Genomic DNA, 25,672 nt, shown 5'->3' on the forward strand with positions numbered 1-25,672 from the left:
GCGGGCCTTTGCCCAACAAACCCAATGAACAACAGGGGGTGGGGATGTCGACACTATCAATCGAAAACATCTCGATGCGGTTCGACCTGCCGAATGGCAGCCATGTTCAGGCGTTGCAGGACGTTTCGCTCGAACTCAATACCGGAGAATTGATGAGCGTGCTGGGGCCTTCGGGCTGCGGCAAGACCACGCTTCTCAACATCCTCGCCGGCTTTCTCGCCCCGACCGAAGGGCAGATCACGCTCAACGGTCACAAGGTCACCGGGCCGGATGCCGAGCGTGGCATGGTGTTTCAGCAAGGCGCGCTCTTCGAATGGATGAGCGTGCGTGACAACGTGAGCTTTGGCCCGCGCATGGCGGGCAAGCGCGAGAAGGAATGGCGCGGCACCGTCGATCATCTGCTGGATGTGGTGGGCCTTCAGGGTTTCAAGGACAAGGCGGTCTATGAGCTGTCCGGCGGCATGCAGCAGCGCGTGGCGCTGGCGCGGTGCCTTGCCAACGATCCCGACGTGATCCTGATGGACGAGCCGTTGGGCGCGCTTGACGCGCTGACCCGCGAAAAGATGCAGGGGCTGGTGCTCAAGCTCTGGAAGGAGACCGGCAAGACGATCATCCTGATCACCCATTCGGTCGAGGAGGCACTGCTCTTGGGCGAGCGTTTGCTGGTCATGGCGCCGCGTCCGGGCCGCATTCACAAGGAATACCGTCTGCCCTTTGCCGATGATGGCGTGGGCAAGGATCTGCGTGAGGTCAAGAAGAACCCCGAGTTCGGGCAGAAACGCGAGGAAATCCTGTCGATGATCTGGGACATGGAAGAAGAGATCATGGGACGCACAGAGGAGGCCGACGCATGATCATCCTCGTCATATATATCGTGATCTTCGCCGCTGCCTTCTTTCTGGTGCGCTTCGGCGTGCGCAAGTTCCGGCAGATGAACGATTTTACCTCGCTCAAGACCGTCACCTTCGGGGATGAAAGCGCGGTGCGCCCCGATCGGTGGGCGAGCGTCATCTCGGTGGTGACGATCTTTCTGCTCTGGGGCGCGTTCACCGGGTCAAAATGGGTGCCCGTTCACGCGCCCGGCCCGTTTGTGGGCGATGCTGAATTCACCTATACGCTCGAGGCCCCGAATGGGGATCGTGACGATGCGACGGTCTTTGTGCGTGTCTTCGAGGTGGGCGAGGAGATCGTGAAGCCCGAGATCGAGCCGGGCGACGGGTTTGCCAAAAATGATGCCTCGGCGGTCGGTGCATGGCGGTCCGACCTCATTCTGATGGACAAGAACGACGAGACAAAGCGCGATGACGGGGCAAAGGTCGTGGCCATCGACGGACAGCCGGTGAGCGAGGGTAGCACCGTGTCGGTTGCGGCGGGTAAGGTCACGGTCACCGCCAAGGGCGCGCTCAATTTCACGCCCTCGGGCGGCATGCAGATGGAGCCGATCTGGCTGCCGCCGCCCGAATCCGTGGTCAAGCGGGTGGGCGAGATCGCAAGCGAGGGCTATCAGAACTTCACCCTGTGGGAACATCTCTACTGGTCGCTGTTCCGGGTGATCGTGGGCTTTGCGCTCGGGGCCGCTGTGGGCATTCCACTGGGCTATGCCATGGGGCTGAGCGACTGGTTCCGCGGCTGGTTCGATCCGATCGTCGAATTCATGCGACCGGTGCCGCCCTTGGCCCTGATCCCGCTGGTGATCATTTGGGCGGGTATCGGGGAGTCGGGTAAGATCATCCTGCTGTTCCTCGCGGCGCTCTGGATCATGACCATCTCGGCGCGTGCGGGTGTCTCGGGCGTGGCGATTTCCAAGGTGCATGCGGCCTATTCGCTCGGGGCATCAAAATGGCAGCTCATGCGCCACGTGATCGTGCCGAACTCCCTGCCGGAGATCTTCACCGGGGCGCGTGTCGCCATGGGGGTCTGCTGGGGCACGGTGGTGGCCGCTGAACTTGTCGCCGCCGAAAAGGGTGCCGGCATGATGATCATGGTGGCCAGCCGGTTTCAGCTGACCGATATCGTGATCATGGGGATCATCCTGATCGGGATCATCGGCTACGGCATCGACATCCTGATGCGCAAGGCCGAAAGCTGGCTGGTGCCGTGGAAAGGCCGGGTCTGACCGGCCTGTCACTCTGACCAACTCAAAAGGGGGCTGGCATCCCGGCCCAGCCCCTTGCAGTAAATGATGCAGGTTAAAACACGCAGTGGGCTCGAAGCGCAATGACCGCTTCGAGCCCTTCTAAGACATCCAAAGTTAGGAGGTATCTAAGTTTCCTGATATTGTTAGGAAGCACCTATCCGCAGATGGGAACAGTGAGATCAGGATAGGTGGAATCCCAATTGAAACAACAGATCAAATTCATCCGATTGCCTCAGATTGATGCTGAGGAAATCATCGAACACATGTCCGATCCTCGTGTTGCAGAGCATATGCCCCTTCTGACATTTGAATGGGATGAAACGGCGGTGGCAAAATTTGTCGCCGCGAAAGAAGAGTGCTGGAGCCGCGATGGGCTTGGTCATTGGGCCATATTGTCGAACAATGACTATGTCGGCTGGGGTGGTTTTCAAAGGGAGGGAGACGAGTGGGACTATGGATTGGTTCTCAAGCCAAACGCCTTTGGACTAGGCAAACTCATTTCCAAAAAAGCAATCGATTTCGCTGTCGCTGATGAGCGCATTCCGTTCGTGACTTTTCTATTGCCACCGTCGCGCAAAAATCTGAGCGCACTTACAAGATTTGGGGCGATATTTGTCGACGAGGTGGATTACGATGGATCGGTCTTTCTCAAATACCGGTTGAAAACCGAATGACCGCAAGGTCCCGCATATGAGCAGACCTTGGCGCGCAGGACAGCGAACGGCCGGAACGCGCCCATTTTTCCTGATTGTACAAATTTGGATACCGGAGCTAAGCTGCCCGAACTTCTTTAAGGGGTAATTTTCAGAAATGCTTCGTCATATTGCATACGTGAGCGTGTCCCGCTCCCCATTAGAAGCGAAGACTCTGTCAGATATACTCGAGGTCTCTGTCCGAAATAATGAGCGCGATGGTATCAGTGGGGTGCTAATGTACCATAACGATTTGTTCTTTCAGGTTCTGGAAGGTGAGAGTCAGGCTGTAGAGGAATGCTACGGGCGGATTTGTGGAGATCCGCGTCACTTCGGCGTTTCAGACGCGATAGATGAAACGGTGGAGGTTCGTTCGTTCGCGGATTGGGTTATGGGATACGTCGGTCCGGATGAAATTGGTGAGTACACTGGCGGATCGATGCAATGCTTGTCTGGTTTGAAGGCACCCGACTTTACAGCCGCTGAAAAGCGCGGACATGCTTTGGATCTTGCACAAGCGATGTTTAAACGGTTCTCAGAGCGCTGATAACTAACTCCACAACAGGCAACTGGTCTCCGGTAACTGAGAAAAAGGACAATGTCCGCTCTGTCCCGCACAGCTGACATTCATCGCATCCACCTCCCGAGAAAATCTTCGGAAGCTGGATCTTTGTCATCGTGTTGCCCTGAATGGCTCTCAGCTCTGCGCTGCATCATTTATTGCAAAGGGCTGGGCATCGCGGCCGCCTTTTTGCAATGCCCGCTTTGGTTGAAATCACCGTGATCCGCGCGTGAGCCGGATTGTGCGCGCCCCGGCATAGGCCGTAGAGTCGGTCTATGGATGACAGCGCCACCCCTGGACATGCCCCGCCCGTACCGCCGCCGGTCAAGATCGGACTGGCGCGCACCTTGGTGCGGCTGCTGCTGATCGGCGGTCTGGCAGTGGTGCTGCACCGGGTTTTTGTCTGGGCCGAAGGCTGGATATTGCAGAGCGAATATGGCTGGGCGATGCCCGGGCTCTTGGTGGCGGTGCTGCTGATCTATGCGCTGCTGATCGCCATCCCGTTCGTGCCCGGGGTCGAGATCGGGCTGAGCGTGCTGGCGGCAGGCGGGCCCGAGATTGCGCCGCTCGTGTGGCTGGCAACGGCCACGGGCCTGACACTGGCCTATATGGTGGGCTGTTTCGTGCCGCTGAAATGGCTGCACCGGTTCCTGCTCGATCTGCACCTGACCGGCGCGGCTGATATGATCGCGCGGTTCGAAGCTGTGCCGCCCGTGGAGCGCGCCGCCTTTGTCCACAGCTTCCTGCCCGCGCGTTATTGCGGCTGGATCGTCAAATATCGCTACGTGAACCTTGCCGTTCTGATCAACGTGCCGGGCAATTCGGTGATCGGCGGCGGGGGTGGCATCGCCCTGATCTCGGGCCTGTCGGGGGTGTTCCGGTTCCCCCCGACCGTGCTGACCATCGTGATCGCCACGGCACCGATCCCTCTGGCGATCTGGCTCTTCGGCTGGCAGATGCCCTGGCTGTGAGGCGCCTGCGCGCGCGATGCCGCGCCAAGGCCATTTTCTGACGGTTGCAGGCTGTTCGGTCCCGTCCTATGGCTTATGTTCCGCGCAGGTCAGCAACAGGAACAGCCAGATGTCCACCGATCCCCTTGTCGTTTTCACCCCCTCGGGCAAGCGCGGGCGCTTTCCCAAAGGCACGCCGGTTCTGACTGCGGCGCGGCAATTGGGGGTCGATCTCGACTCGGTTTGCGGCGGGCGGGGGATCTGTTCGAAATGTCAGATCACGCCGGGCTATGGCGAGTTTTCCAAGCATGGCGTGACGGTGCAGGACGGCGCGCTGTCGGAGTGGAACAGCGTCGAGGAGCGCTATGATCAGAAGCGCGGGTTGAAGCCGGGGCGGCGTCTTGGCTGTCAGGCACAGGTGATGGGCGACGTGGTGATCGACGTGCCGGCTGAGTCTCAGGTCCACAAGCAGGTGGTGCGCAAGGCGGCCTCGGCCCGTGTGATCGAGATGGACCCGGCGACCAAGCTCTATTTCGTGGAGGTCGAAGAGGCCGACATGCACGAGCCGACCGGCGATCTGGAACGGCTGGCGCGGGCACTCAAGGCTGAATGGGGCATCGACGCCATCCGCGCCGATCTTTCGCTGCTCTCAAAGCTGCAACCGGTGCTGCGCAAGGGCAAGTATCAGGTGACGGTGGCGCTGCATCGCGGCCATGCCGAGGATGCCGCGCAGGTGCTGGAAATCTGGCCGGGGCTGCATGAGGACGGGCTTTATGGCCTCGCCATCGACCTCGGCTCGACCACCGTCGCCGCGCATCTCACCGATCTGGTGACCGGCGAGGTCAAGGCGTCGTCGGGCATCATGAACCCGCAGATCCGCTTTGGCGAAGACCTGATGAGCCGGGTCAGCTATTCGATGATGAACCCCGGCGGCGACAAGGAGATGACGGCGGCGGTGCGTGATGCCATCAACACGCTGGCCGATGAGATCGCCAAGGACGCGGAGATTGATGCGGGCCTGATCGTCGAGACGGTGTTCGTCTGCAACCCGGTGATGCACCACCTGCTGCTCGGGATCGACCCTGTGGAACTGGGGCAGGCGCCCTTTGCGCTCGCCACCTCAAGCAGCATGACGTTGGGTGCGAAAGAGCTTGATCTTGCCGCGATCAACCCGCGTGCGCAGGTCTATATCCTGCCCTGTATCGCGGGCCATGTGGGGGCGGATTGCGCGGCTGTGGCGCTCAGCGAAGAGCCGGGCAAGTCCGAAGACCTCGCGCTCATCGTCGATGTGGGCACCAATGCCGAGATTCTGCTGGGCGACAAGACCCGCGTTCTGGCGTGCTCTTCGCCCACCGGCCCGGCGTTCGAGGGCGCGCAGATTTCATCGGGGCAGCGTGCGGCACCGGGGGCGATCGAGGCCATCCGCATCGACCCGGCAACCAAGGAACCGCGCTTTCGCGTGATCGGCTCTGACAAGTGGTCGGACGAGGATGGGTTCTTTGAGGAGGTCGGCGCGGGCGGTATCACCGGCATCTGCGGGTCAGGAATCATCGAGGCGGTGGCGGAACTTCGCATGGCGGGGCTCTTGGACGAGAGCGGCCTGCTCGGATCGGCCGAGGCCACCGGCACCGCGCGCATGATCCCCGAGGGGCGCACGCATTCCTACCTGATCCATGACAGCACAGAGCATGGCGGGCCGCGTGTGACCGTGACCCAAGGCGATATCCGCGCGATTCAGCTTGCCAAATCGGCGCTTTATGCGGGCGCGCGGTTGCTGATGGACGAACGCGGCGTGGACAAGGTGGACCGGGTGGTGCTGGCCGGGGCCTTTGGCGCGCATATCTCGCCCAAGCATGCGATGGTGCTGGGGATGATCCCGGATGTGCCGCTGGACAAGGTGACATCGGCAGGCAATGCCGCCGGAACCGGAGCGCGCATCGCGCTCTGCAACGTTGCTGCGCGGCGCGAGATCGAGCGCGTGGTCGGCGAGATCACCAAGGTCGAGACCGCGATCGAGCCGAAATTCCAGGAGCATTTCGTTGCTGCGAATGCGATTCCGCACAAGACCGATCCGTTCCCGGAACTGGCCAAGATCGTGCCGTTGCCCAACCCGTCCTTCAACACGCATGGCGACGGCAGCGACGGCGGACGGCGCAAGCGCAGACGCGGGTGAACACCCAAGGCCGGATGTGAGATCATGCGGTCGGGTCGATCTGCGCATTTGGCCTGATGCTGCCGTTGAAGCCTGCCCGCGCGGCACCCTTGGTGCGTGTCGCGGGCATATTTCAATATCCGCTCTAGGCCCTTATCCCTCAGACTTCTGCCGCCCGTTACCCGGATCGCTGCTTTCCTCCAGTTGCGACAGCAGCATGGTCTGCAATTCCTGCTCCAACTCGCGCGCGCGCTTGATATAGGCCGCGTTCTCGACGGTGGGCGTGTCGGGATCCCATAGCGCGGCCAGATCGCGCACCGACCTGCGGTCATGCTGATAAAAGGTCTTCTCGACCTCCGCCGCCTCGAACTCGGTCAGCCCCATGTTCTCCAGCACGTAGCGCCCGGCGCGCAGCGAACTGTCGAACACCTCGCGCACGATGTCATTTGCCCCCGCCTGATAGAGCCGGAACACATGCGTGCGGTCGCGGGCGCGGGCGATGATATGCAGGTCGGGCCGCTCGCGCCGGGCAAAGCTGACCAGCCGCACCACCGCATCGGGACTGTCGAGCGTGGCCACCAGCACCTTGGCCTCCGCCAGCCCCGCCGCATGCAACAGGTCAGGCCGCGTCGGATCGCCAAAGAACCCCTTGACGCCAAACCGCCGCATCCGCTGGATCGCGGCCAGATCATGATCAAGCACCACCGTCTCGAAGCCGCTGGAGCGCACCAGCCGGTTGACCACCTGCCCAAACCGCCCGATGCCCGCGATGATCACCGGCCCGGTGCTGTCGATCTCGTCGGCGTCCGGCGTCTCGGCGGTCTCGGTTATGCGCTTGGACAGCCAGTCATAGAGGATGAACAACAGCGGCGTGATCAGCATCGTCAGCGCGATCACCAGCAGCAGGATCTCGCCCATGCCGCGCGGCAGCACGTTCTGCTGATTGGAAAACGAGACCAGCACGAACCCGAATTCCCCGGCCTGCGCCAGCGACAGAGTAAAGAGCCACAGATCCCGCCCGCGCAGCGCAAAGATGCGCCCCAGCCCGTAGAGAATGACGCCCTTCACCAGGATGAGCGCCGCCGCCATGCCGAAGATCATGACCGGTGCGCCGAACAGCACCTCGAAATTGATCCCGGCGCCCACGGTGATGAAAAACAGCCCCAGCAGAAGCCCCTTGAACGGCGCAAGGTCGCTCTCCAGCTCGTGCCGGAATTCGCTATTGGCCAGCACCACCCCTGCCAGGAACGCACCCAGGGCGGGCGACAGCCCGACCAGCATCATCAGGAACGAGATGCCCACCACGATTAGCAGCGCCAGCGCGGTATACATCTCGCGCAGCCGCGCTGCGTGAATGAACCGAAACACGGGGCGTGTCAGGTAAACCCCTGTCAGGATGATCGCAGCCACCGCCGCGATGGTCACCAGCGTCGCGCCCCAGCCCGGCAGGCTGGCGATGAAACTTTGCGCGGCCTCATGCGGCGTGGCGGTCGCGTTGCCATGCGCCGCATCCGCTTGGGTCCCGCGCAGTAGCACACCGCTCAGCACCGCGTCGGCCCCCTTGGGCAGCGCCAGCAGCGGCAGGAACGCCAGCATCGGAATGACCGCGATATCCTGCGTCAGCAGCACCGAGAAGGACGACCGCCCGCCGCCTGTCTGCATCAGCCCCTTTTCCGACAGGGTCTGCAGCACGATGGCGGTCGATGACAGTGCAAAGATCATCCCGATGGCGAGCGCCACGCTCCAGCCTTGCCCGAAATACATCGCCCCGCCCATCACGGCGAGCGTGGTCAGCGTGATCTGCAAGCCCCCGAGCCCGAGCAGCCGGTGCCGCATGTCCCATAGCGCGCGCGGCTCCAGTTCCAGCCCGATGAGAAACAGCATCATCACCACGCCGAATTCTGCCACATGCTGCAACTCGGTGGTCTGATGTCCGCCCACCAGCCCGGCAATCGGGCCGATGATGATCCCGGCAGCCAGATAGCCCAGCACCGAGCCAAACCCCAGACGCGAGGCGATCGGCACGGCGATCACCATCGCGCCGAGCAGGATCGTGGCTTGAAAGAGGAAACCTTCCATCGGGGCCTACCGGGTCAGAATATGCGAGGTGTGCGCAGCCTAGCCCTTCGGCATCCGCAACACCACATCCCGCCCGCGTTTATTGTAGCGTAATTCGCTGTCACCGATGGCCGAGACCTGCCCGCCGTCCATTCTGTCACCAACCTGCACCTTTTGATAGCGCCCGTTCGACAGCCGCACCAGCGCGCGGCGGTTCGACGGGCTGCCATAGACGCCGATCAGATTGACCTGCCGCATGTTGATCGCGTTGCGCTCGGTGGCACTGCGCGCGACCGAGGTAGAGCTTGGAATGCGCGGCGCCACGGTGGCGGCAGCGGCGCTCTGTTGCGGCGCCTCGCGCACGATCCGCTCGAAATCACCGGGCCGCGTGCGCGGCTTGAGCGAGGCGGCGACAGCCTGTGGGGTCGCGTCAGATGCCGCGTCCTCCACCGCCTCGGCAAGGGCGGCAGCCACGGCATCGGGATCGGGCGTCACGGCAGCGGCGGCGGCCTGCACGATGACCTCGGGTCGGGTGCGTGGCCTCAGGTCCGACAATTCGGTCCGGGTGCGCCCGCCAAGCGCGCCGCGCTCTTGTTGCTCGATCAGGTCGCCGGGCCGCGACCGGGGCCGAATTCCCGACAGCCGCTCCAGTTCGGCCGCCGCCTCGGCGGTCAGCGTGAGACCGGGCACCGGCACCGCACGCGTGGGCGTGTCGGGCGGGATCACCGGCGGCGGCCCTTCTCGCACCACGACGCCGTCAGGGGTCAGCGCGCCCTCGGGCGTCGCCACCACGAAGCCACGCGCATCAAGCGTGAACTGCGTGCCGGGCGGGGCCGGTGCGGCGGGCGTCGCGGGCCGCGCATCGGGGGCCAGCTCCGGCACGGCCGGAAGCGCCACGGCATCGCCCATCGGCACATCCTCGTCGATCGAGGTCAGGTAGAAATCGTCGATCGTGCCCGCCTCGGGCTCCTGTGGCGGCGCGGGCGGGGTCTGCCAGATGCCCGTCACCGCGTAGCGCGCGCGCGCCTCCTCCGGGGTCAGCGGCCCGGCGACCGGCTCGGGCTCCGCCGCGACCTCGGGGCCGGTCTCGGGCTCCGGGGCAAGGGCAATCTCGGGCTCCGACGGGGCTGCGCGCGGCGCGACCTCGGGAACCGGGTCCGCGACGACGGTGTCACGCGGCTCCGGCACGGCAGTCTCAGGCGCCTCCGGCACAGATGCCGGTGCGGCGATTTCCGGGATCTCCGGGGTGAGCGCGATTTCCGGCTCCGCCCCGCGCAACAGCCGCCCCACGCCCGAGTCGGGAAAGATCGTCGCCCAGGCCGCGACACCGACCATCAGCAGGATCAGCGCCGCCGTCAGGATCACCCCCAGGAATCTTGGCTTGCCCCGCTGTCCGCGCTGCGAACTGCGCGCGCCAAAGATCGTCATCCGGTCCGCTTCGTCCTCGGGCGGGGCCAGTCCGGCACCTTTGGTGGACGCGACAGGGGGCGTGTCATCCTCGACGCCGAAAAAGCCCGGCTCGGCGCGCGCCACCGGCGCGGGCGGCACGGGCTCTGCCCGCCGCGACCGACGCGAAAAGAACCCAATAGCGCCCCGGTCACCGGCGACCGCGTCATCCGGCCCGCTGTCCGGCGTCGGCGCAAGGCTCGCAGCGGCAGGTCCGGGGGTGGCCTCACCCTCGACCGGCGTCGTCTCACGGCTCTCGGGGGCTGCGCGCGCTGCCCCGGCCAATATCGGCGCACCGGTTGCGGGCGCATCGCGCTCCGCCCGGATCGAGGTAAAGGCGACTGCGCTTTCGGCCTCGGGTCGCGGCTCGGCCTCTTGCGCCGGCCCGGTATCGGCCTCCACCGTCTCTGCCGCCTCCGCCGCATCACCCTCGGGCTCCGGCGCGGGCGGCTCCTCCGCGTCCGGCGCATCCGCCAAACCGTCCGCCTCCTCCTCCACCGGGTCCGGCACCGCTTCGGGCTCGGGCATCCGCGCCGCGCCGATGATCTCGATCGGTGCTGCGTCCCGCTCCACCGGGGTCTCGGCACTGCTGGTCTCGCCAAAGAACGGCTCCGTGCCGAACCCGTCGCCCATTGGCTGGGCCACGAAACTCACCGGGTTGAACCGGTGATCGGTGGCAAAACTTTCTGCCTCCTGCAACGTCTCGCGCGCCACCGCCGCCACATAGAGCCGCGCCCCCTCGACATTCCAGTCAAACGCCAGATCCTCCAGCGCGTAGGGCGTCGCCCCGTCAAGCGCCTCTGCCGCCGCCGCGTCATAATCGCCATAGGGCGCACTGCTCGCGGGCAGATCGAGATAGCGTATCTGTTCGTCGGGAATGATCAGTTTGCACGACAGACCCGACGCATCCAGCGCCGCCGCCTTTTCGCGCAACGCCGCGAGGTCCGCGTTCAGATCATCGCAATCGAGCGCGACCTCACCCACCAGATGCCAGCCCGACGCACCTGCACGATGCAACAGGCGGATACCGTCGAAAGACAGGGAAAGGGCAAAGTTCGGTTTCATGCGCAACGCTGTAACACCGCTCGGGGTCATGCGGGAGTCATCCCGCGTCGAACCCCGATCCTACAGCACCAAATCGCCGAGGCAAAGGGTTGAAGCGAGGTAGAATAATAGCCCTCACGCGATGTCAAAGCACCAACCCCGCAGGCTGCACAGTCATGCGCACCGCGACGATCCCGGCACCTCCGCAGTGTCCGCATTCAATGCGCACCAACCAACCCAATTGCTTGGCGCGGCCCCCCTTCCCACATCGCCTCTGGCGGGTATGGTGGGGGCCGAGGGCAATCGAGTGGGTTGGTGATGTTGGACGCTTTTTTAGGGTTCTTGCGAACGTATGCTGTTGAATTGGGCTCCGCAGGGGGCTTGGTTGCGATTGTTGTGTTCGTCTGGACCATTGTCAAAAAACCCTTCTCAAAACCTAAACCCACCCAACTCGCCTCCGATACCATCGACCAGATCAAACCGCCCCAGGCCAAGGATGGCCCCGCCCTCACCGTGCCGGAATTCATCCGCCTGCGCCGTGAACTCAAGGCGGACCTTGAGGCTGAACTGGCCGAGGCGGCAGAGGCCGAGAAATCGCAACTCCGCGCCCGCATCGCCGAGTTGGAAAAGCAAATCGCCAACCCTGATGAGGCCCTCGCCGAGGCCCAAAAACGCATCAAAGACCTTGAGGCGATCTTGGACCGCGAGGCCAACCAGATCGGCGCGGACCGGATCGCCGAGGCCAAGGCGGCACTGGAACAGGGCGACTATTCTCTCGCCGACGAGATCTTCGCCGAGATCGAGGCGAAAAACGAACTCGCCGTCCAGGAAACAGCCCGCGCCGCCTATGGTCGCGGCGAAGTGGCCGAGGCAGAGGTGCGGTGGGGGGATGCCGCCGGATTTTACGAACGCTCCGCGGAACTGCACCCGAGTTTTGAAGCATTGCAAAAGGCAAGCGACTATTGCGAGCGAGCGGGCCGATACGAAGCGGCTCTGGCTTGGAGTGCGCGGCTTGTCGGTTTTGCAAAGCAGCATGAGTCGCAGGAACGATACTCGATTGCACTGAATGAGCATGCCGTAAATAGCAAAAGTCTGGGGCGGTATGAGGAGGCCGAGGGGCTCTACCGCGAGGCGCTTGAGATTGATCGTGCAACGATTGGGGAGGGGCATTCGAACTATGCAACTAGCCTCAACAACCTCGCCTTGGTGGTGGAGGCGCAGGGGCGCTATGCGGAGGCCGACGGGCTCTACCGCGAGGTGCTTGCGATTGATCGTGCGACGATTGGGGAGAGGCATCAGACCTATGCCATCGGCCTCAACAACCTCGCCGTGGTGGTGCAGGCGCAGGGGCGGTATGCGGAGGCCGAAAGGCTTTACCGCGAGGCGCTTGAGATTGGCCGCGCGACGCTTGGGGAGGGGCATCCGGACTATGCCACCCGCCTCAACAACCTCGCCGGGGTTTTGGTGAAGCAGGGCAAGCCCGAGGTGGCGCGGCCATTGTTTGAGCAAGCCTTGGAGATTTTCCGCACCACCCTGCCGCCCGATCATCCGCATATCGGGGCGGTCGAAGGGCACATCGCCAATCTGCCCTGAGCCAAACCCCGAACCGCGCGCCCTGTTCACCCGCCCGCGCGCCGCATCGGCACCGTCGCGATACCGACAGAATACCGACGCGATGCAGACCAACCAAAATCGCGGATCGCCCTTGTTAATCAGGCGACTCCTGCCCCGATTCGCGCATGCCGCGCGCCCCGGGTCAGGTTTCGTTAACCAACACCCGGCGCGGCTTAGCCCGCCGCTTTTGCCAGCGCCTGCTCCAGATCGGCGATGATGTCATCCGCATCCTCGATCCCGATGGAAATCCGCACAACATTGGGCGCCGCCCCCGCCGCGACCTGCTGCTCTTCGGACAGCTGCCGATGCGTGGTCGAGGCCGAATGGATGATCAGGCTCCGGGTGTCCCCGAGATTGGCGACGTGGCTGAACAGCTCAAGGCTGTCCACCAGCCGCACACAGGCATCATAGCCGCCCTTGAGCGCCACGGTGAACAGGCCCCCCGCCCCCTTGGGGCAGATCCGCGCGACCCGGTCATGCCACGGCGACGAGGGCAGCCCGGCATAGGTAACCCCTTCGACGGCCTCGTGTTTTTCCAGCCATCCGGCGACCCGCTCGGCATTCTCGCAATGCCGCTGCATGCGCAAGGATAGCGTCTCGATCCCCATCAGCGTGTAATGCGCCGCCTGCGGGTTGAGCGTCATGCCCAGATCGCGCAGCCCCACGGCGATGCCGTGGAAAGTAAAGGCAAGCGGCCCGAAGGTCTCGTGGAACTTCAGCCCGTGATAGGCCGGTTCCGGCTCGCTGAGTGACGGGAATTTGCCCGAGGCGGACCAGTCGAACTGCCCGGAATCGACCACGACACCGCCCGTCACCGTGCCGTTGCCGGTCAGGAACTTGGTCATCGAATGCACCACCAGCGTCGCGCCATGCTCGATCGGGCGGCACAGATACGGCGTGGCCGAGGTGTTGTCGACGATCAGCGGCAGCCCGGCCTTGTCCGCGATGGCAGAAATCGCATCAAGATCAGTGATATAGCCGCCGGGGTTGGCGATGGACTCACAGAACACCGCCCGGGTATCCTTGTCGATGGCCGCCTCGATCGCATCGGTATCATCGAAATCGACAAACCGCGCCGACCAGCCGAACCGCTTGATCGTCTGGCTGAATTGCGTGATCGACCCGCCATAGAGCCGGGTGGAGACCACCACGTTCAGCCCCGGCCCCATCAGCGGAAAGAGCGCCATGATCTGCGCCGCATGCCCCGAGGAACAGCACACCGCCCCCGCGCCGCCTTCCAGCGTCGCGACGCGCTCCTGCAACGCGGCCACGGTCGGATTGGTCAGGCGGGAATAGATATAACCCACCTCCTGCAGGTTGAAGAGCGCCGCCGCGTGTTCGGCATCGCGGAATACGTAGGCGGTCGTCTGATAGATCGGCACCTGCCGCGCGCCGGTCGCCGGATCGGGCCGCGCGCCCGCATGAATTTGCAACGTGTCGAAACCGTAAGCCATGTGAAGGATCCTCCCTTGGGAAATACTTGCAAACCGGGTTAAGCCATTGAAAGGTGCCCCGCAACAGGCATGAGGAGTCTCGACATGGCACACCCGTTTCATCTGGCGATCAACGTGACCGATCTTGACGCGGCGCGGCGCTTTTATGGCGGGCTTCTGGGTGGCGTCGAAGGGCGCTCGACCGAAACCTGGGTCGATTTCGATTTCTTCGGGCATCAGCTGTCGCTGCATCTGGGCACGCCCTTTGCCACCGAGGCCACCGGCAAGGTCGGCGATCACATGGTCCCGATGCCGCATTTCGGTGTGGTGCTGCCCCTGTCTGACTGGCAGCGCGTGGCCGGACGGCTGAGCGCGGCGGAGGTCGATTTCGTGATCCCGCCCTCGGTGCGCTTCGAGGGAGAGCCGGGCGAGCAATGGACCATGTTCTTCCGCGACCCGTCTGGCAACCCTCTGGAGTTGAAAGGCTTTGCCGAGATGGACGCGGTCTTCGCCGCGTAAGTGCCCGTCGCGCGCTCCCCGTTGCACATCCGGTCCAACACCCTAAAGTGCCGCACAAAACCGCGACGAGGGAACAGGACATGCAGAAAAGACCACTGGGGCGCACCGGCATGGAGGTGAGCGCGCTCTGCCTCGGCTCGATGACATGGGGCGCGCAGAACACCCCCGCCGAAGGCCACGCGCAGATCGACCGCGCGCTGGAGCGCGGGGTGAATTTCATCGACACCGCCGAGATGTATCCCACGGCCCCCGTCCGCGCCGAAACCACCGGGCGCACCGAGGAAATCATCGGCGAGTGGTTTGCGCGGACGGGGCGGCGGCAGGACATGATCCTCGCCACCAAGCATTCCGGCATCGGTTTTGCGAATGCCCGCGACGGCGCGCCGATTTCCGCGGCGACTATCCCTGAGGCGATCGAGGGATCGCTGCGGCGGCTGCAGACCGACCACATCGATCTCTACCAGTTTCACTGGCCGAACCGAGGCAGCTACATGTTCCGGCAGAACTGGAGTTTCGATCCCTCAGGGCAGGACCGCGCCGAGACGCTGGCACATATGCAAGAGGCGCTCGACGCGTTGCAGCGCGAGGTCGACAAGGGCCGCATCCGCGCCTTTGGCCTCTCCAATGAGAGCGCCTGGGGCACCGCGCAATGGCTGCGGCTGGCAGAGGCCGGGCATGGCCCGCGCGTGGCCTCGATCCAGAACGAATATTCGCTGATGTGTCGCCTGTACGATACCGATCTGGCAGAGTTGAGCGTGAACGAGGATGTCGGGCTTCTCGCCTTTTCACCGCTCGCGGCAGGGCTGCTCAGCGGCAAATATCAGGGCGGCGCGCTGCCCGAAGGCTCTCGCATGACGATCAACACCGATCTGGGCGGGCGCAAGGGGCCACGCGCCTTTGAGGCGGTCGAGGCCTATCTCGGCGTGGCGCGCAAACACGGGCTTGATCCGGTGCAGATGGCGCTCGCCTGGTGCCTGACGCGGCCCTTCATGTGCTCGGCCATTTTCGGGGCCACCAGCATGGATCAGCTCGATCTGGCGCTTGGTGCAGCGGATATCACGCTAGGCGGTGAGGTGCTCTCTGATCTCGACGCGGCACACCGCGCCCATCCCATGCCCTATTGATCCTGCCCCCTTGTCTGGGGGCACGGCCCGGCGTATACGCGCGCCCTGACCCAGAAGGAGCGAAAGCCATGGTAGGCAGTGCCAATCTCAACGTGATGCTGAAAGCCGCGCGCAAGGCGGGGCGGGCGCTGGCCAAGGATTTCCGCGAAGTCGAGAACCTTCAGGTCTCGATGAAGGGTGCGGGCGATTTCGTCAGCCGCGCCGATATCGCCGCCGAAAAGATCCTCAAGACCGAATTGATGGGCGCGCGCCCGACCTATGGCTGGCTGGCCGAAGAGGGCGGCGAGGAGCCGGGCAAGGACCCCACCCGCCGCTGGATCGTCGACCCATTGGACGGCACCACCAATTTCCTGCACGGGCTGCCGCATTGGGCGGTGTCCATCGCGCTGGAGCATAAGGGCGAGGTGGTCGCGGGCGTGATCTACGACGCCAGCAAGGATGAGGCGTTCTTTGCCGAAAAGGGCACCGGGGCCTGGATGAACGAGGGGCGGCTGCGCGTCTCTGGCCGTCACAAGATGATCGAGGCGATCTTTGCCACCGGCCTGCCCTTTGGCGGGCGCGCGGACCTGCCCGACACCTTGCAGGATCTGGCCCGGCTGCTGCCCAGCTGTGCGGGCGTGCGGCGGTGGGGATCGGCGGCGCTCGACATGGCCTATGTGGCGGCGGGGCGCTATGACGGCTTCTGGGAGCGGCGCCTGAACGCCTGGGATCTGGCGGCGGGCGTGATCATCGTGCGCGAGGCGGGCGGTTTCGTTGAGCCGATCACCAAAGGGGCCGACATCCTGGGCGACGGCGAGGTGATCTGTGCCAACGAGGCCCTGTTCGACAAGTTCACCAAGGCGATCCGGGGCTGAACGGCCCCGGGCTTAACCAACCTTTTACGAATCTGACGGATGATTCACCCCGTCGACCCACGGAATCGGATCGAAGTCACGCGGGTTTACCCCGTCAAGCGCGCCGAGGTTGACGCCATATTCAGTCGGGTCCGAGCGGCGCTGGTGATGCGTATAGATCCCGCAGGTCTTGCAGAAGTAATGTTTCGCGGTCCCTGTGCCCCATTGGTAGAGGGTTAGGTTCTCGGCCCCCCGCACGATCTCCAACTGGTCGAGAGGCACCGAAACCGCAGCGGCCCCGCGCCGTCTGCAAAAGGAACAATCGCAGCGGCGGGCGGTCTCGAATGCCTGCGACAGCCGCACGCGCAATTCGACGGCACCACAATGGCAGGTGGCTTTCAGCGGCTCGGTCATCGGCGTTTCCGAACCCGAGGGATCGGGGTGCGCCGGGTGGTGTAATCGGTCTGCGGATAGGGCGGTTTGCCGTCATGCAACTCCCAAAAGCGCGGCCCGCCCAAACGCAGGAAGACCGGCAGCGTCAGCACGACACCGGCCACGAACCCCCCGGCATGCGCCCAATAGGCGACACCGCCGGTCTCGGCGCTGGTCCCCAGCCCCGCGAACACCTGAAACCCGAACCACAACGCCAGCATCAGTGCCGCCGGGATCGTGATGACCCGGAAAAAGATAATGAATATCAGCAGGATATCGACCCGTGCGCGGGGGAAAAGCAACAGATATCCTCCCATCACCCCGGCAATCGCGCCCGATGCGCCCACCGTCGGCACCATCGACCCGGGACCGCCGAGAATCTGCGCAAGACTCGCCGCCAGCCCCGACGCGATATAGAAACCGAGATAGGGCAGGTGGCCCATCCGATCCTCCATGTTGTCGCCGAAAATCCACAAAAACAGCATGTTGCCGACCAGATGCATCACCCCCCCATGCAGGAACATCGAGGTGAGCAGGCCAGTATAATTGCCTGCCTGTGTGACCTTGGCCGGGACCATCGCCCAGTCGTCGAAAAACAGCATCAATGCGCGCTGATCCGAGAACAGTGACCAGTAACTGAGGAAGATCAGCACGTTGAGCGCGATCAGTGCGTAGGTCACGTAGGGTGTGCGCCCCGAGGGGTTATGATCGCGGATCGGGAACATGAGGGGAAGCTAGCGCGGAACGCGAGCGACGAAAAGGCGGCGCGTGCATGCCCTTGTGCAATTTGCGCAGGAACCGGGTCGCGGTCTGTGCGGTTCGGTGCTCAAATCGCCAGAGATCAAGAGGTGTGCCAATGACCCAGACCGCGATTGCCCTGTTCCTGTTTCTCTTGCCGCTGGCCTACAGTCCCGGCCCGGGCAACCTGTTCTTTGCCGCCAATGGGGCACGTTTCGGCGTCTGGGCGACGCTCCCGGCAAGCCTTGGCTATCACGTCGCCACATGGCTGGTCACCGCAGCCATCGGCTTTGGTGCGCTGCGCGCATTTGACGCGGCCCCGGCGATGTTCAGTGTGCTCAAAATCGCAGGCGCGCTCTATGTCCTTTGGATCGCGGTCGGGCTGCTGCGCGCGGGACGGCACGATACCAGCGATGACGCGCAACCGGCGCTGTTTCGTGACGGCGCGATGCTGTTGCTGCTCAATCCCAAGGCTTATGTGATCATCGCGCTGATGTTCACGCAATTCCTCGATGTTCCCGGACCTGACCGGACGTTGTTGGTTCTGGGGATCACCACGCTGTTCACGCTCAACAATCTCGTTGCGTTCACGGTCTGGACGATGATGGGCGCGCAGTTGGGGGCGCTTTTCGCCCGCGCAGGGAGTGCGCGGGCGATGAATATCGGGTTCGGTCTGACCCTTGGGGCTGTGGCCGTGTGGATGCTTCTGGCCTAGACGGCTGCGCTCAGGACATGCCACCCAAGAGCGCCGCATTGCCCCCGGCCGCTGTGGTATCGACACAGACATGCCGCTCATGCAGGGCGTGGCCGGTATCGGGCAGCCCGGTGATCAGCGGCAGGATCGGGCCCGCGCGCTCGGCCAACGCCTGCGCATAGGCGCGGGCGTCGCGGTCGTCGCCCCACCAGAGCGCGCCCGAAAGCCCGCCCATGGTCTTGAGCGCATGCGGATCGACACGGCCTGACGCCTCGACCGCGACCCCGCCCAGATCACGCACGGCACGGGCCTGAGCTGTTGCTGCCTCCTTGTCCGGCCCAAGGCACAGAACCGCCGGGCGCAGATGCGTGGTCAGCCGGTTCGACTCGCCGGTAGGTCCGGGCAGGATGAGCGCCTCGCGCGGGCTGTGCGGCGCGGCATTGGCGGCATCGAGCGCCTTTTGCACGGTGGCCACGGGCATCGCCTCGTCCCACTTCTGTCCCTCCACGGGCGCCGTATGCGCGCAGAACCGCGTGAGGTAATGCGGCCCGCCCGCCTTGGGGCCGGTGCCCGACATGCCTTCGCCGCCGAACGGCTGCGATCCGACGATGGCGCCGATCTGGTTGCGGTTGACGTAGATGTTGCCCGCATGCACCGCCTCGGTCACGTGCTGAACGCGGTCGTCGATCCGGGTCATCAGACCGAAAGTGAGACCATAGCCGGTAGCGTTGATCGCACCGATCACCTTGTCGAGGTTGCGCGACTTGAAGGTGGCGAGATGCAGAACCGGGCCAAAGATCTCGCGCTCGATTTCCTCGATGCCGCCGACCTTGATCAGCGTGGGCGCGATGAACGTTCCGGCATTCGGGGTCTTGAGCTCATGCAGGAGCCGCCCGTCGCTGCGGGCCTGCTGAATATGCTCGGCGATCCCTGCGCGGGCCTCCTCGTCGATCACCGGGCCGCAATCGGTCGAGAGGTGCCAGGGGTGGCCGACATGCAGCGCGTCCATCGCGCCGGTGAGCATCTCGGTAAAGCCCTCGGCAATGTCCTCCTGCACGTAAAGACAGCGCAGCGCCGAGCAGCGCTGCCCGGCGGACTGAAAGGCGGATTCGACGATCGCCTGCACCGCCTGTTCGGGCAGGGCGGTGCTATCGACGATCATCGCGTTCATGCCCCCGGTCTCGGCGATAAGTGGCGCGCCGGGGGCGAGGTTCTTGACCATTGCCGCGCGGATTTTCAGCGCCGTGTCGGTCGAGCCGGTGAAGGCCACGCCGCCGACGCGCGCGTCCGAGGTGAGCGCCGCGCCGACCTGTCCCGCGCCGGGCAGGAGTTGCAGCGCCGTGTCGGGCACGCCTGCCTTGTGCATCAGGCGCACGGCCAGATGCGCGATGAGCGGGGTTTGCTCGGCGGGTTTCGACAGCACCGCGTTGCCCGCCGCAAGCGCCGCCGCGATCTGGCCGGTGAAGATGGCGAGGGGGAAGTTCCAGGGTGAGATGCAGGTGAAGGTGCCAACCGGTTCCGCTTCGGGCGCGTTGGCCGCGTAGTACCGCAGGAAATCCACCGCCTCGCGCAACTCAGCCACGGCGTCGGGAATGGATTTCCCGGCCTCACGGTGCAGGATCGCGAAGACCTCGCCGTAGTTCTCCTCGTAGAGATCGGCCACCTTGTTGAGGATTTTGGCGCGCTCGGTCGCTGTGGCGTCCCACGGCTTGGCTGCCGCAAGCGCCGTCTCGATATCCGCCTCAGAGGCCCAGGCGACCGTGCCGGGGCTGTCGGCGGGATCGGCGGGGTTCTCGACGCGCTCGGGCGTCTCTGGCTGCGCCTTGCCCGCCAGCAGCGGCGCGGCCTCCCATGCCTGCGAGGCATAGGGCGCGCGCGCGGCCTCAATGGCGTCGAGCGTCGGTTGGTGTGTCAGGTCAAACCCAAGCGAATTGGGTCGTTCAGGTTGGAACAGATCAGGCCCGGTGGGCAGGTGCGGCTGCGGATCATCCACCGCCTCAAACGGGTCGCGGGCCACGGTTTCGGGGGCCACATCCTCATCCACGATCTGATTGACGAAGCTGGAATTGGCACCGTTTTCCAAGAGGCGGCGCACGAGGTAGGCCAGCAGATCACGATGCGCGCCCACGGGGGCGTAGATGCGGCAGCGGGTGCCTTCGGATTTCAGGATGATGTCATGCAGCGCCTCGCCCATGCCGTGCAGGCGCTGGAATTCGAAGGTGGATTTATCCGTCGCCATGTCGAGGATCGCCGCTGCCGTATGGGCGTTATGGGTGGCGAATTGCGGATAGATGCGGTCGGTCATCGCCAAGAGCTTTCGGGCATTGGCGATATAGGAAATGTCGGTTGCCGGTTTCGAGGTGAAGACCGGAAAGCCGTCCACGCCCTCGACCTGCGCGCGCTTGATCTCGGTGTCCCAATAGGCGCCCTTGACCAGCCGCACCATGATCCGGCGGTCCAGTTTCGTTGCCAGATCGTGCAGGTAGTCGAGCACATGGGCGGCGCGTTGCCCGTAGGCCTGCACCACCACGCCGAACCCGTCCCAACCGGCAAGTGCCGGCTCCGAGAGCACGCTCTCGATCACGTCGAGCGAGAGCGCGAGGCGGTCGGCCTCTTCGGCGTCGATATTGAGGCCCATACGCGCGGATTTCGCCAGCAGCGCGAGCGAGCGCAGGCGCGGCACGAGGATGTTCATGACCTCGTCGCGTTGTGCCACCTCGTAGCGCGGATGCAGCGCCGAGAGTTTCACGGATATGCCGGGATTGTCGCGGATGTCCTTGTTGGTGCAGGCATTGGCGATGGCGCTGATCGCACGGGAATAGCTGAGATGATAGCGGGTGGCGTCGGCATCGGTGCGCGCCGCCTCGCCGAGCATATCGTAGGAATAGGAATAGCCCTTCTTCTCCATCCCCGCCGCGCGGTCCATCGCGGCCTGAATGGTTTCACCCAGCACGAACTGACGGCCCATTTCCTTCATCGCGCGGCCCGTGGCGGTGCGAATGACCGGCTCGCCCAGACGTTTGATTGCACCGCGCAGGTGGCCCACCGGGCCGGGTTGTTCGTCCTTGAGCACCTTGCCGGTCAGCATCAAGGCCCAGGTCGAGGCATTGACCAGCGGCGAGGTGGAATGGCCCATGTGTTTGCCCCAGTCCGAGGGCGCGATCTTGTCCTCGATGAGGGCATCTATCGTTTCGGCGTCTGGCACCCGCAGCAGCGCCTCGGCCAGACACATCAGCGCGATGCCCTCGTCGGTGGACAGGCCGTATTCCGCCAGAAACACCTCCATCAACCCGGTATCGGACCGGCCGCGAATGTCGCGCACAAGCTGTGCGCCGCGGGCGCAGATGCGCGCGCGATCTTCGGGCGAGAGGTCGGCGATCTCGGTTAGGCGGGCGAGCGTCTCGGCCTCGTCGGCATAGGTGCCAAGGTCGATGGCGCGGCGGATATCGGTGTCATACGGCATGGCTACTCCCCCATGATTGATCGCATGATGCTACCATCATTGTCTAAGTGACTTTTCCCGATTAGGGTTGAAACGCAGGCCGGTTGCATTGAATTGGAGAGAAAAGTGGACCAAAGTGAACAGCTTGATCTCGACCGTTTCGACCGGGCGATTCTGCGTGTTCTGGCGGGTGACGGGCGGATCAGCGTGACCGACCTGGCCAAGGCGATCGGGCTTTCGAAATCGCCCACGCAGGCGCGGTTGCGGCGGCTGGAGCGGGACGGGGTGATCACCGGCTACCGCGCGCTTTTCGATCCGATCCGGCTGGGGCTGGATCACGTCAGTTTCGTCGAGGTGCGGCTGCATGACACGCGTGAGGCAGCATTGGCCGAGTTCAATGCCGCCGTGTCCAAGGTGCCCGAGATCGAGCAGGTGCATCTCATCGCCGGAAGTTTCGACTACCTGCTGAAAATCCGCACGCAGAGCATGGCCGATTATCGCCGGGTTCTGGCCGAGCATATCTCGGGGCTGCCGCATCTGGCCAATACCTCGACCTATGTGGCGATGCAGGCGGTGAAGGAAAACGCGCTCTCGGACGTGATTTGACCTGGGCGCGGCCTGCGCCATTATAAGTCGCATGAAACTTGCCCTGACCGCGTTTGCACTGATGGCCGGACCGGCCTTTGCCCAGACCTGCCCCGAGCCGCCCGATCACCGCGCGGCCATCGGTGGGTTGATCGAGGATGTGCAGGAGGCAGAGGACGAGCGCAGCGCTCGGCTCATTTCAAACGAGATGTGGGAATACTGGGCCGACGCGCCAGACGTGCGCGCGCAGGACTTGCTCGACGAGGGCATGACGCGGCGCGAGGCCTATGACTTCGCCGGGGCCGTAGATGCGTTCGACGCGCTGATCGCCTACTGCCCGGACTATGCCGAGGGCTACAACCAACGCGCCTTTGTCAATTTCATAAGGCAGGATTATGCGGCGGCGCTGCCCGATCTGGAGCGTGCGCTGGAATTGTCGCCGCGCCATATCGCGGCGATGACCGGGCAGGCGCTGACGCTTGTGGCTTTGCAGCGTCCGGGCGAGGCGGCGCTGATCCTGCGCCGCGCGCTCGACCTCAACCCGTGGCTGACCGAGCGCCATCTGCTGCCCGGGTTGGAGGCGCTGGAAGACGACATTTGACACGCCGCTATGGCTTTACACCCCGGTCAAAGCGGATATTGTCCGCGCGCGTCTGGTCGCCCTTGCCCGCGTGGTGGAATGGTAGACACAGGAGACTTAAAATCTCCAGGCCGAAAGGCCGTGCCGGTTCGAGTCCGGCCGCGGGCACCAGGCGGTGAGCGTCACTCGTCGAGCGTGCCGTGGATCGCGAATTGCTCCAACCCCGCCTCCTGCGCCTCGATCATGCTGTAGGTCTCGCGCACGCCCGCCTCGGTCAACTCGCGCAGCACGGTGAGCAGCGTGTTGGGCGCGTGATCCTCGCAAAGCTCGATCATCTGGGTGATCTCGTCGCGGGCCACGGGCAAGGCGGCGTCGATGGAGGGGGCGCCGTAGATGTCCACGAAATGCTGCGCGAGGGCGCGGGTCAGTGTCTCGACCTCGGCCTCCTCGATCTGCGTGACCGCGACGAATGTGACGCGGCCGAATGTCTCCAACCCCAACCAGCCATTTGCAAATGCCTGCCGGGATTTGCCTGTCAGATCCGCTTCGGACCAGTTGGAAAACTCGAACCCGCCCGAGATGCACCATTCGCCGGTGCGCGCCGGACTGTGATAGACGCGTTGGTCGCTTTCGTCGAAATGGATCGCGCGGGCGAGTTTCATTGCGGGGTCTCCAGACGGGTGCTGAGGGGGATGAGATGGGTGGTTTCGCCTTCGCGCATGAGCATGCCAAAGCGATCGTCGACGCCGAGATAGGTGCCGCTGCGTCCGTCGAGGGTGATGTGCTCGCCGATGCCATGGGCCAGACCGCGCCATTCTGCATGGAGCACCTTGGGGCCGCCGTCTTCCCAACGGTTGATCCAGACCAGCGTGTGCCGGGCCCAAGCCTCAAGCAATCCCACCGGATCGACCTCGGCGCAGCCCTCGTCATAGAGCGCGGTCTGATCTGGCGCGTCGCCGGGCCGCTCGGTGATCTGGATCAACGGCAGTTCAAGGCCGACGACGAGCCAGCCGGGCTCGGCATCCGGTGCGGTGCCACCCGCCGCGACGCGCAGCCGCCCGCAGGACGCGCCATTGATGCGCAGGCCGCCTGCCCATTCCAGATGCACCGCCACTTCGGGCGGGGCGAGCGCGCCGAGCGCGTTCTGAAAACCCACGCCGCAGACAGGTACCATCGCCATCGCGTCTTCAAGCGGGACTTCGGGGGCGATGACGAGGGCGGCCAACAGGTGATTGGCCGTCACATTATGCACGATCAGGCCTGCGTCACAGCCCAAGGCGGCCATGGCGCAGGCTTTCTCGAACGGGTCGATCGCACCCTCGACCGCAAGGCCTGACATCAGCGGCGGAAAGCTCGGCTCGGTCATGCAATGCCCTGTGCAATGAGTTGCCGCGCCACGTCGCGAAACGCCTGTGCCTGCGCGCTCTCGGGCTTTGAGACCACGATGGGCGCGCCGCCATCCGAGGCGAGACGAATGTCGAGATGCAGCGGGATTTCCGCCAGCAGCGGCACGCCCAGTTTCTCGGCCTCGGCCTTGACGCCGCCATGTCCGAAAACGTGTTCTTCATGGCCACAATTGGAGCAGATATGCGTGCTCATGTTCTCGATCATGCCAAGCACCGGCACATGCAACTGGTTGAACATGTCGATCCCTTTGCGCGCATCCAGAAGCGCCACGTCCTGCGGGGTGGAGACGATGATTGCACCATCGACCTGCGCCTTTTGCGCCAGCGTCATCTGCACGTCGCCGGTGCCGGGCGGCAGATCCACCAGCAGACAGTCGAGCGCACCCCATTGCACCTGCATCAGCATCTGTTGCAGCGCGCCCATCAGCATCGGGCCGCGCCAGACCACCGCCTGCCCTTCGTTGGTCATCAGGCCGATGGACATCATGGTGACACCGTGGTTGCGCATCGGCAGGATGGTCTTGCCGTCGGGGCTTGCGGGGCGGCCCGAGACACCGAGCATGCGTGGCTGCGAGGGCCCGTAGACATCCGCATCCAAAAGCCCCACGCGGCGGCCTTCGGCGGCGAGCGCGCAGGCGAGATTGGCCGACACGGTGGATTTGCCGACGCCGCCCTTTCCCGATGCGATGGCGATCAGGTGATTGACGCCGGGCACTTTCTCGGGGCCTTTTGGTTCGGCCTTTTTGCCGGGTTTTAGATCGGGCGGGGCCTTGGCGGAATGGCCGGTCAGCACGACCGAGACGGTCTCGGCCCCCGGCAGTTCCTTGACTGCGGCCTCGGCGGCATCGCGCACGGGGTTGTAGGCCTCGGCGCTTGCCGGGTCGATCTCCAGCACGAAGCGTACCGAGCCGCCCTCTACCGTCAGCGCGCGCATCACGCCCGCCGCCACGATATCCGACCCGCTGAGCGGATCGGTGATGGTCTTGAGCGCCGCTAGGACGCTCTCTCTTGTCACTGCCACGTCAGTCCTGCCCTTTGATCGTGCCGGTCACGACATGCTCGATATCGAGACCCTCGACGGTCAAAACCACCTTGGCCTGAAACTCCTGCCCGGCTGTGGCGCCTTTTTTGCGCAGCCCCTCCTCGATGGCCTGCTGCGAGGTGACGCCCACCTGCTTGAGGAATTTGCGCATCGACATGTTGAACTCATCGCTCATCGGTTTCTCCCTTC

At 64.2% G+C, this 25,672-nt stretch carries 23 protein-coding genes and 1 tRNA gene; 14 read left to right on the forward strand and 10 right to left on the reverse strand.

The window, feature by feature from the left end; all coding sequences use genetic code 11:
* The first annotated feature begins 44 nt into the window (after positions 1-44).
* The 6 genes from BMX04_RS06735 to BMX04_RS06760 all read left to right on the forward strand — a co-directional run bounded on the left by BMX04_RS06735 (position 45) and on the right by BMX04_RS06760 (position 6,514).
* Complete coding sequence (locus BMX04_RS06735) at positions 45-854, forward strand: taurine ABC transporter ATP-binding protein (RefSeq protein ID WP_050662057.1); 810 nt, start codon at positions 45-47, stop codon at positions 852-854.
* Positions 851-2,116 (forward strand): ABC transporter permease, encoded by a 1,266-nt coding sequence (locus BMX04_RS06740; RefSeq protein ID WP_074785553.1) that lies wholly within the window; start codon positions 851-853, stop codon positions 2,114-2,116. The genes BMX04_RS06735 and BMX04_RS06740 overlap by 4 nt, the downstream gene beginning before the upstream one ends.
* Before the next feature lie 221 nt (positions 2,117-2,337).
* Positions 2,338-2,811, forward strand: a complete 474-nt coding sequence (locus BMX04_RS06745) for a GNAT family N-acetyltransferase (protein WP_139194516.1) — start codon at positions 2,338-2,340, stop codon at positions 2,809-2,811.
* A gap of 136 nt (positions 2,812-2,947) precedes the next feature.
* Positions 2,948-3,376, forward strand: a complete 429-nt coding sequence (locus BMX04_RS06750) for a BLUF domain-containing protein (RefSeq protein ID WP_074785554.1) — start codon at positions 2,948-2,950, stop codon at positions 3,374-3,376.
* A 290-nt stretch (positions 3,377-3,666) separates the two neighbouring features.
* A complete protein-coding gene (locus tag BMX04_RS06755) occupies positions 3,667-4,362 on the forward strand; it encodes a hypothetical protein (RefSeq protein ID WP_074785555.1) in 696 nt (231 codons plus the stop codon).
* Between the two features lie 109 nt (positions 4,363-4,471).
* Entirely contained in the window at positions 4,472-6,514 is a 2,043-nt protein-coding gene (locus tag BMX04_RS06760) for an ASKHA domain-containing protein (protein WP_074785556.1), read from the forward strand.
* A gap of 132 nt (positions 6,515-6,646) precedes the next feature.
* On the opposite strand, the gene BMX04_RS06765 is transcribed toward BMX04_RS06760, so the two are convergent.
* Both BMX04_RS06765 and BMX04_RS06770 read right to left on the reverse strand, forming a co-directional pair.
* Positions 6,647-8,572 (reverse strand): cation:proton antiporter domain-containing protein, encoded by a 1,926-nt coding sequence (locus BMX04_RS06765; RefSeq protein WP_074785557.1) that lies wholly within the window; start codon positions 8,570-8,572, stop codon positions 6,647-6,649.
* Positions 8,573-8,611: 39 nt separating this feature from the next.
* Entirely contained in the window at positions 8,612-11,062 is a 2,451-nt protein-coding gene (locus tag BMX04_RS06770; RefSeq protein WP_074785558.1) for a hypothetical protein, read from the reverse strand.
* 360 nt (positions 11,063-11,422) lie between these two features.
* On the opposite strand from BMX04_RS06770, the gene BMX04_RS06775 reads away from it, so the two are divergent.
* Entirely contained in the window at positions 11,423-12,634 is a 1,212-nt protein-coding gene (locus BMX04_RS06775; protein WP_074785559.1) for a tetratricopeptide repeat protein, read from the forward strand.
* Positions 12,635-12,828: 194 nt separating this feature from the next.
* On the opposite strand, the gene BMX04_RS06780 is transcribed toward BMX04_RS06775, so the two are convergent.
* Positions 12,829-14,109, reverse strand: coding sequence for an O-acetylhomoserine aminocarboxypropyltransferase/cysteine synthase family protein (locus BMX04_RS06780; protein WP_074785560.1), 1,281 nt, complete (start codon positions 14,107-14,109; stop codon positions 12,829-12,831).
* 84 nt (positions 14,110-14,193) lie between these two features.
* Between BMX04_RS06780 and BMX04_RS06785 the strand changes: the two genes are divergently transcribed.
* The 3 genes from BMX04_RS06785 (at position 14,194) to BMX04_RS06795 (ending at position 16,585) form a co-directional block, all read left to right on the forward strand.
* Positions 14,194-14,607 carry a VOC family protein gene (locus tag BMX04_RS06785; protein ID WP_074785561.1) on the forward strand — a complete coding sequence of 138 codons (414 nt, stop codon included), beginning with the start codon at positions 14,194-14,196 and terminating at the stop codon, positions 14,605-14,607.
* Positions 14,608-14,687: 80 nt separating this feature from the next.
* The gene (locus BMX04_RS06790; RefSeq protein WP_074785562.1) at positions 14,688-15,731 is read left to right on the forward strand and encodes an aldo/keto reductase; all 1,044 of its coding nucleotides are present in this window, start codon (positions 14,688-14,690) and stop codon (positions 15,729-15,731) included.
* A 68-nt stretch (positions 15,732-15,799) separates the two neighbouring features.
* The gene (locus BMX04_RS06795; RefSeq protein WP_050662046.1) at positions 15,800-16,585 is read left to right on the forward strand and encodes an inositol monophosphatase family protein; all 786 of its coding nucleotides are present in this window, start codon (positions 15,800-15,802) and stop codon (positions 16,583-16,585) included.
* Between the two features lie 24 nt (positions 16,586-16,609).
* Here the strand turns inward: BMX04_RS06795 and BMX04_RS06800 are convergent, their stop codons facing one another.
* Entirely contained in the window at positions 16,610-16,978 is a 369-nt protein-coding gene (locus BMX04_RS06800) for a GFA family protein (RefSeq protein ID WP_139194517.1), read from the reverse strand.
* Complete coding sequence (locus BMX04_RS06805) at positions 16,975-17,721, reverse strand: rhomboid family intramembrane serine protease (RefSeq protein WP_050662045.1); 747 nt, start codon at positions 17,719-17,721, stop codon at positions 16,975-16,977. The genes BMX04_RS06800 and BMX04_RS06805 overlap by 4 nt, the downstream gene beginning before the upstream one ends.
* 131 nt (positions 17,722-17,852) lie before the next feature.
* On the opposite strand from BMX04_RS06805, the gene BMX04_RS06810 reads away from it, so the two are divergent.
* Positions 17,853-18,449, forward strand: coding sequence for a LysE family translocator (locus BMX04_RS06810; protein ID WP_074785563.1), 597 nt, complete (start codon positions 17,853-17,855; stop codon positions 18,447-18,449).
* Positions 18,450-18,459: 10 nt separating this feature from the next.
* Here the strand turns inward: BMX04_RS06810 and putA are convergent, their stop codons facing one another.
* Complete coding sequence (gene putA / locus BMX04_RS06815; protein ID WP_074785564.1) at positions 18,460-21,891, reverse strand: bifunctional proline dehydrogenase/L-glutamate gamma-semialdehyde dehydrogenase PutA; 3,432 nt, start codon at positions 21,889-21,891, stop codon at positions 18,460-18,462.
* A gap of 105 nt (positions 21,892-21,996) precedes the next feature.
* Between putA and BMX04_RS06820 the strand changes: the two genes are divergently transcribed.
* From BMX04_RS06820 to BMX04_RS06830, 3 genes are all read left to right on the forward strand, one after another.
* Entirely contained in the window at positions 21,997-22,476 is a 480-nt protein-coding gene (locus tag BMX04_RS06820) for an Lrp/AsnC family transcriptional regulator (RefSeq protein ID WP_050662042.1), read from the forward strand.
* Between the two features lie 31 nt (positions 22,477-22,507).
* Positions 22,508-23,056, forward strand: a complete 549-nt coding sequence (locus tag BMX04_RS06825; RefSeq protein ID WP_074785566.1) for a tetratricopeptide repeat protein — start codon at positions 22,508-22,510, stop codon at positions 23,054-23,056.
* A gap of 64 nt (positions 23,057-23,120) precedes the next feature.
* Positions 23,121-23,206: transfer RNA gene (locus BMX04_RS06830), tRNA-Leu, on the forward strand.
* 11 nt (positions 23,207-23,217) lie between these two features.
* On the opposite strand, the gene BMX04_RS06835 is transcribed toward BMX04_RS06830, so the two are convergent.
* The 4 genes from BMX04_RS06835 to BMX04_RS06850 are packed head-to-tail and all read right to left on the reverse strand — an operon-like array spanning position 23,218 to position 25,658.
* The gene (locus BMX04_RS06835) at positions 23,218-23,697 is read right to left on the reverse strand and encodes a DUF6505 family protein (RefSeq protein ID WP_074785567.1); all 480 of its coding nucleotides are present in this window, start codon (positions 23,695-23,697) and stop codon (positions 23,218-23,220) included.
* Positions 23,694-24,401, reverse strand: coding sequence for a biotin/lipoate--protein ligase family protein (locus BMX04_RS06840; RefSeq protein ID WP_074785568.1), 708 nt, complete (start codon positions 24,399-24,401; stop codon positions 23,694-23,696). The genes BMX04_RS06835 and BMX04_RS06840 overlap by 4 nt, the downstream gene beginning before the upstream one ends.
* Positions 24,398-25,462, reverse strand: coding sequence for an iron-sulfur cluster carrier protein ApbC (gene apbC, locus BMX04_RS06845; RefSeq protein WP_074785569.1), 1,065 nt, complete (start codon positions 25,460-25,462; stop codon positions 24,398-24,400). The genes BMX04_RS06840 and apbC overlap by 4 nt, the downstream gene beginning before the upstream one ends.
* Position 25,463: 1 nt before the next feature.
* Positions 25,464-25,658 (reverse strand): DUF6494 family protein, encoded by a 195-nt coding sequence (locus tag BMX04_RS06850; RefSeq protein WP_074785570.1) that lies wholly within the window; start codon positions 25,656-25,658, stop codon positions 25,464-25,466.
* Positions 25,659-25,672 lie beyond the last annotated feature (14 nt).

The sequence above is a fragment of the Roseovarius tolerans genome, from assembly GCF_900109855.1.
In the GTDB taxonomy this organism is placed as follows: Bacteria; Pseudomonadota; Alphaproteobacteria; order Rhodobacterales; family Rhodobacteraceae; genus Roseovarius; species Roseovarius tolerans.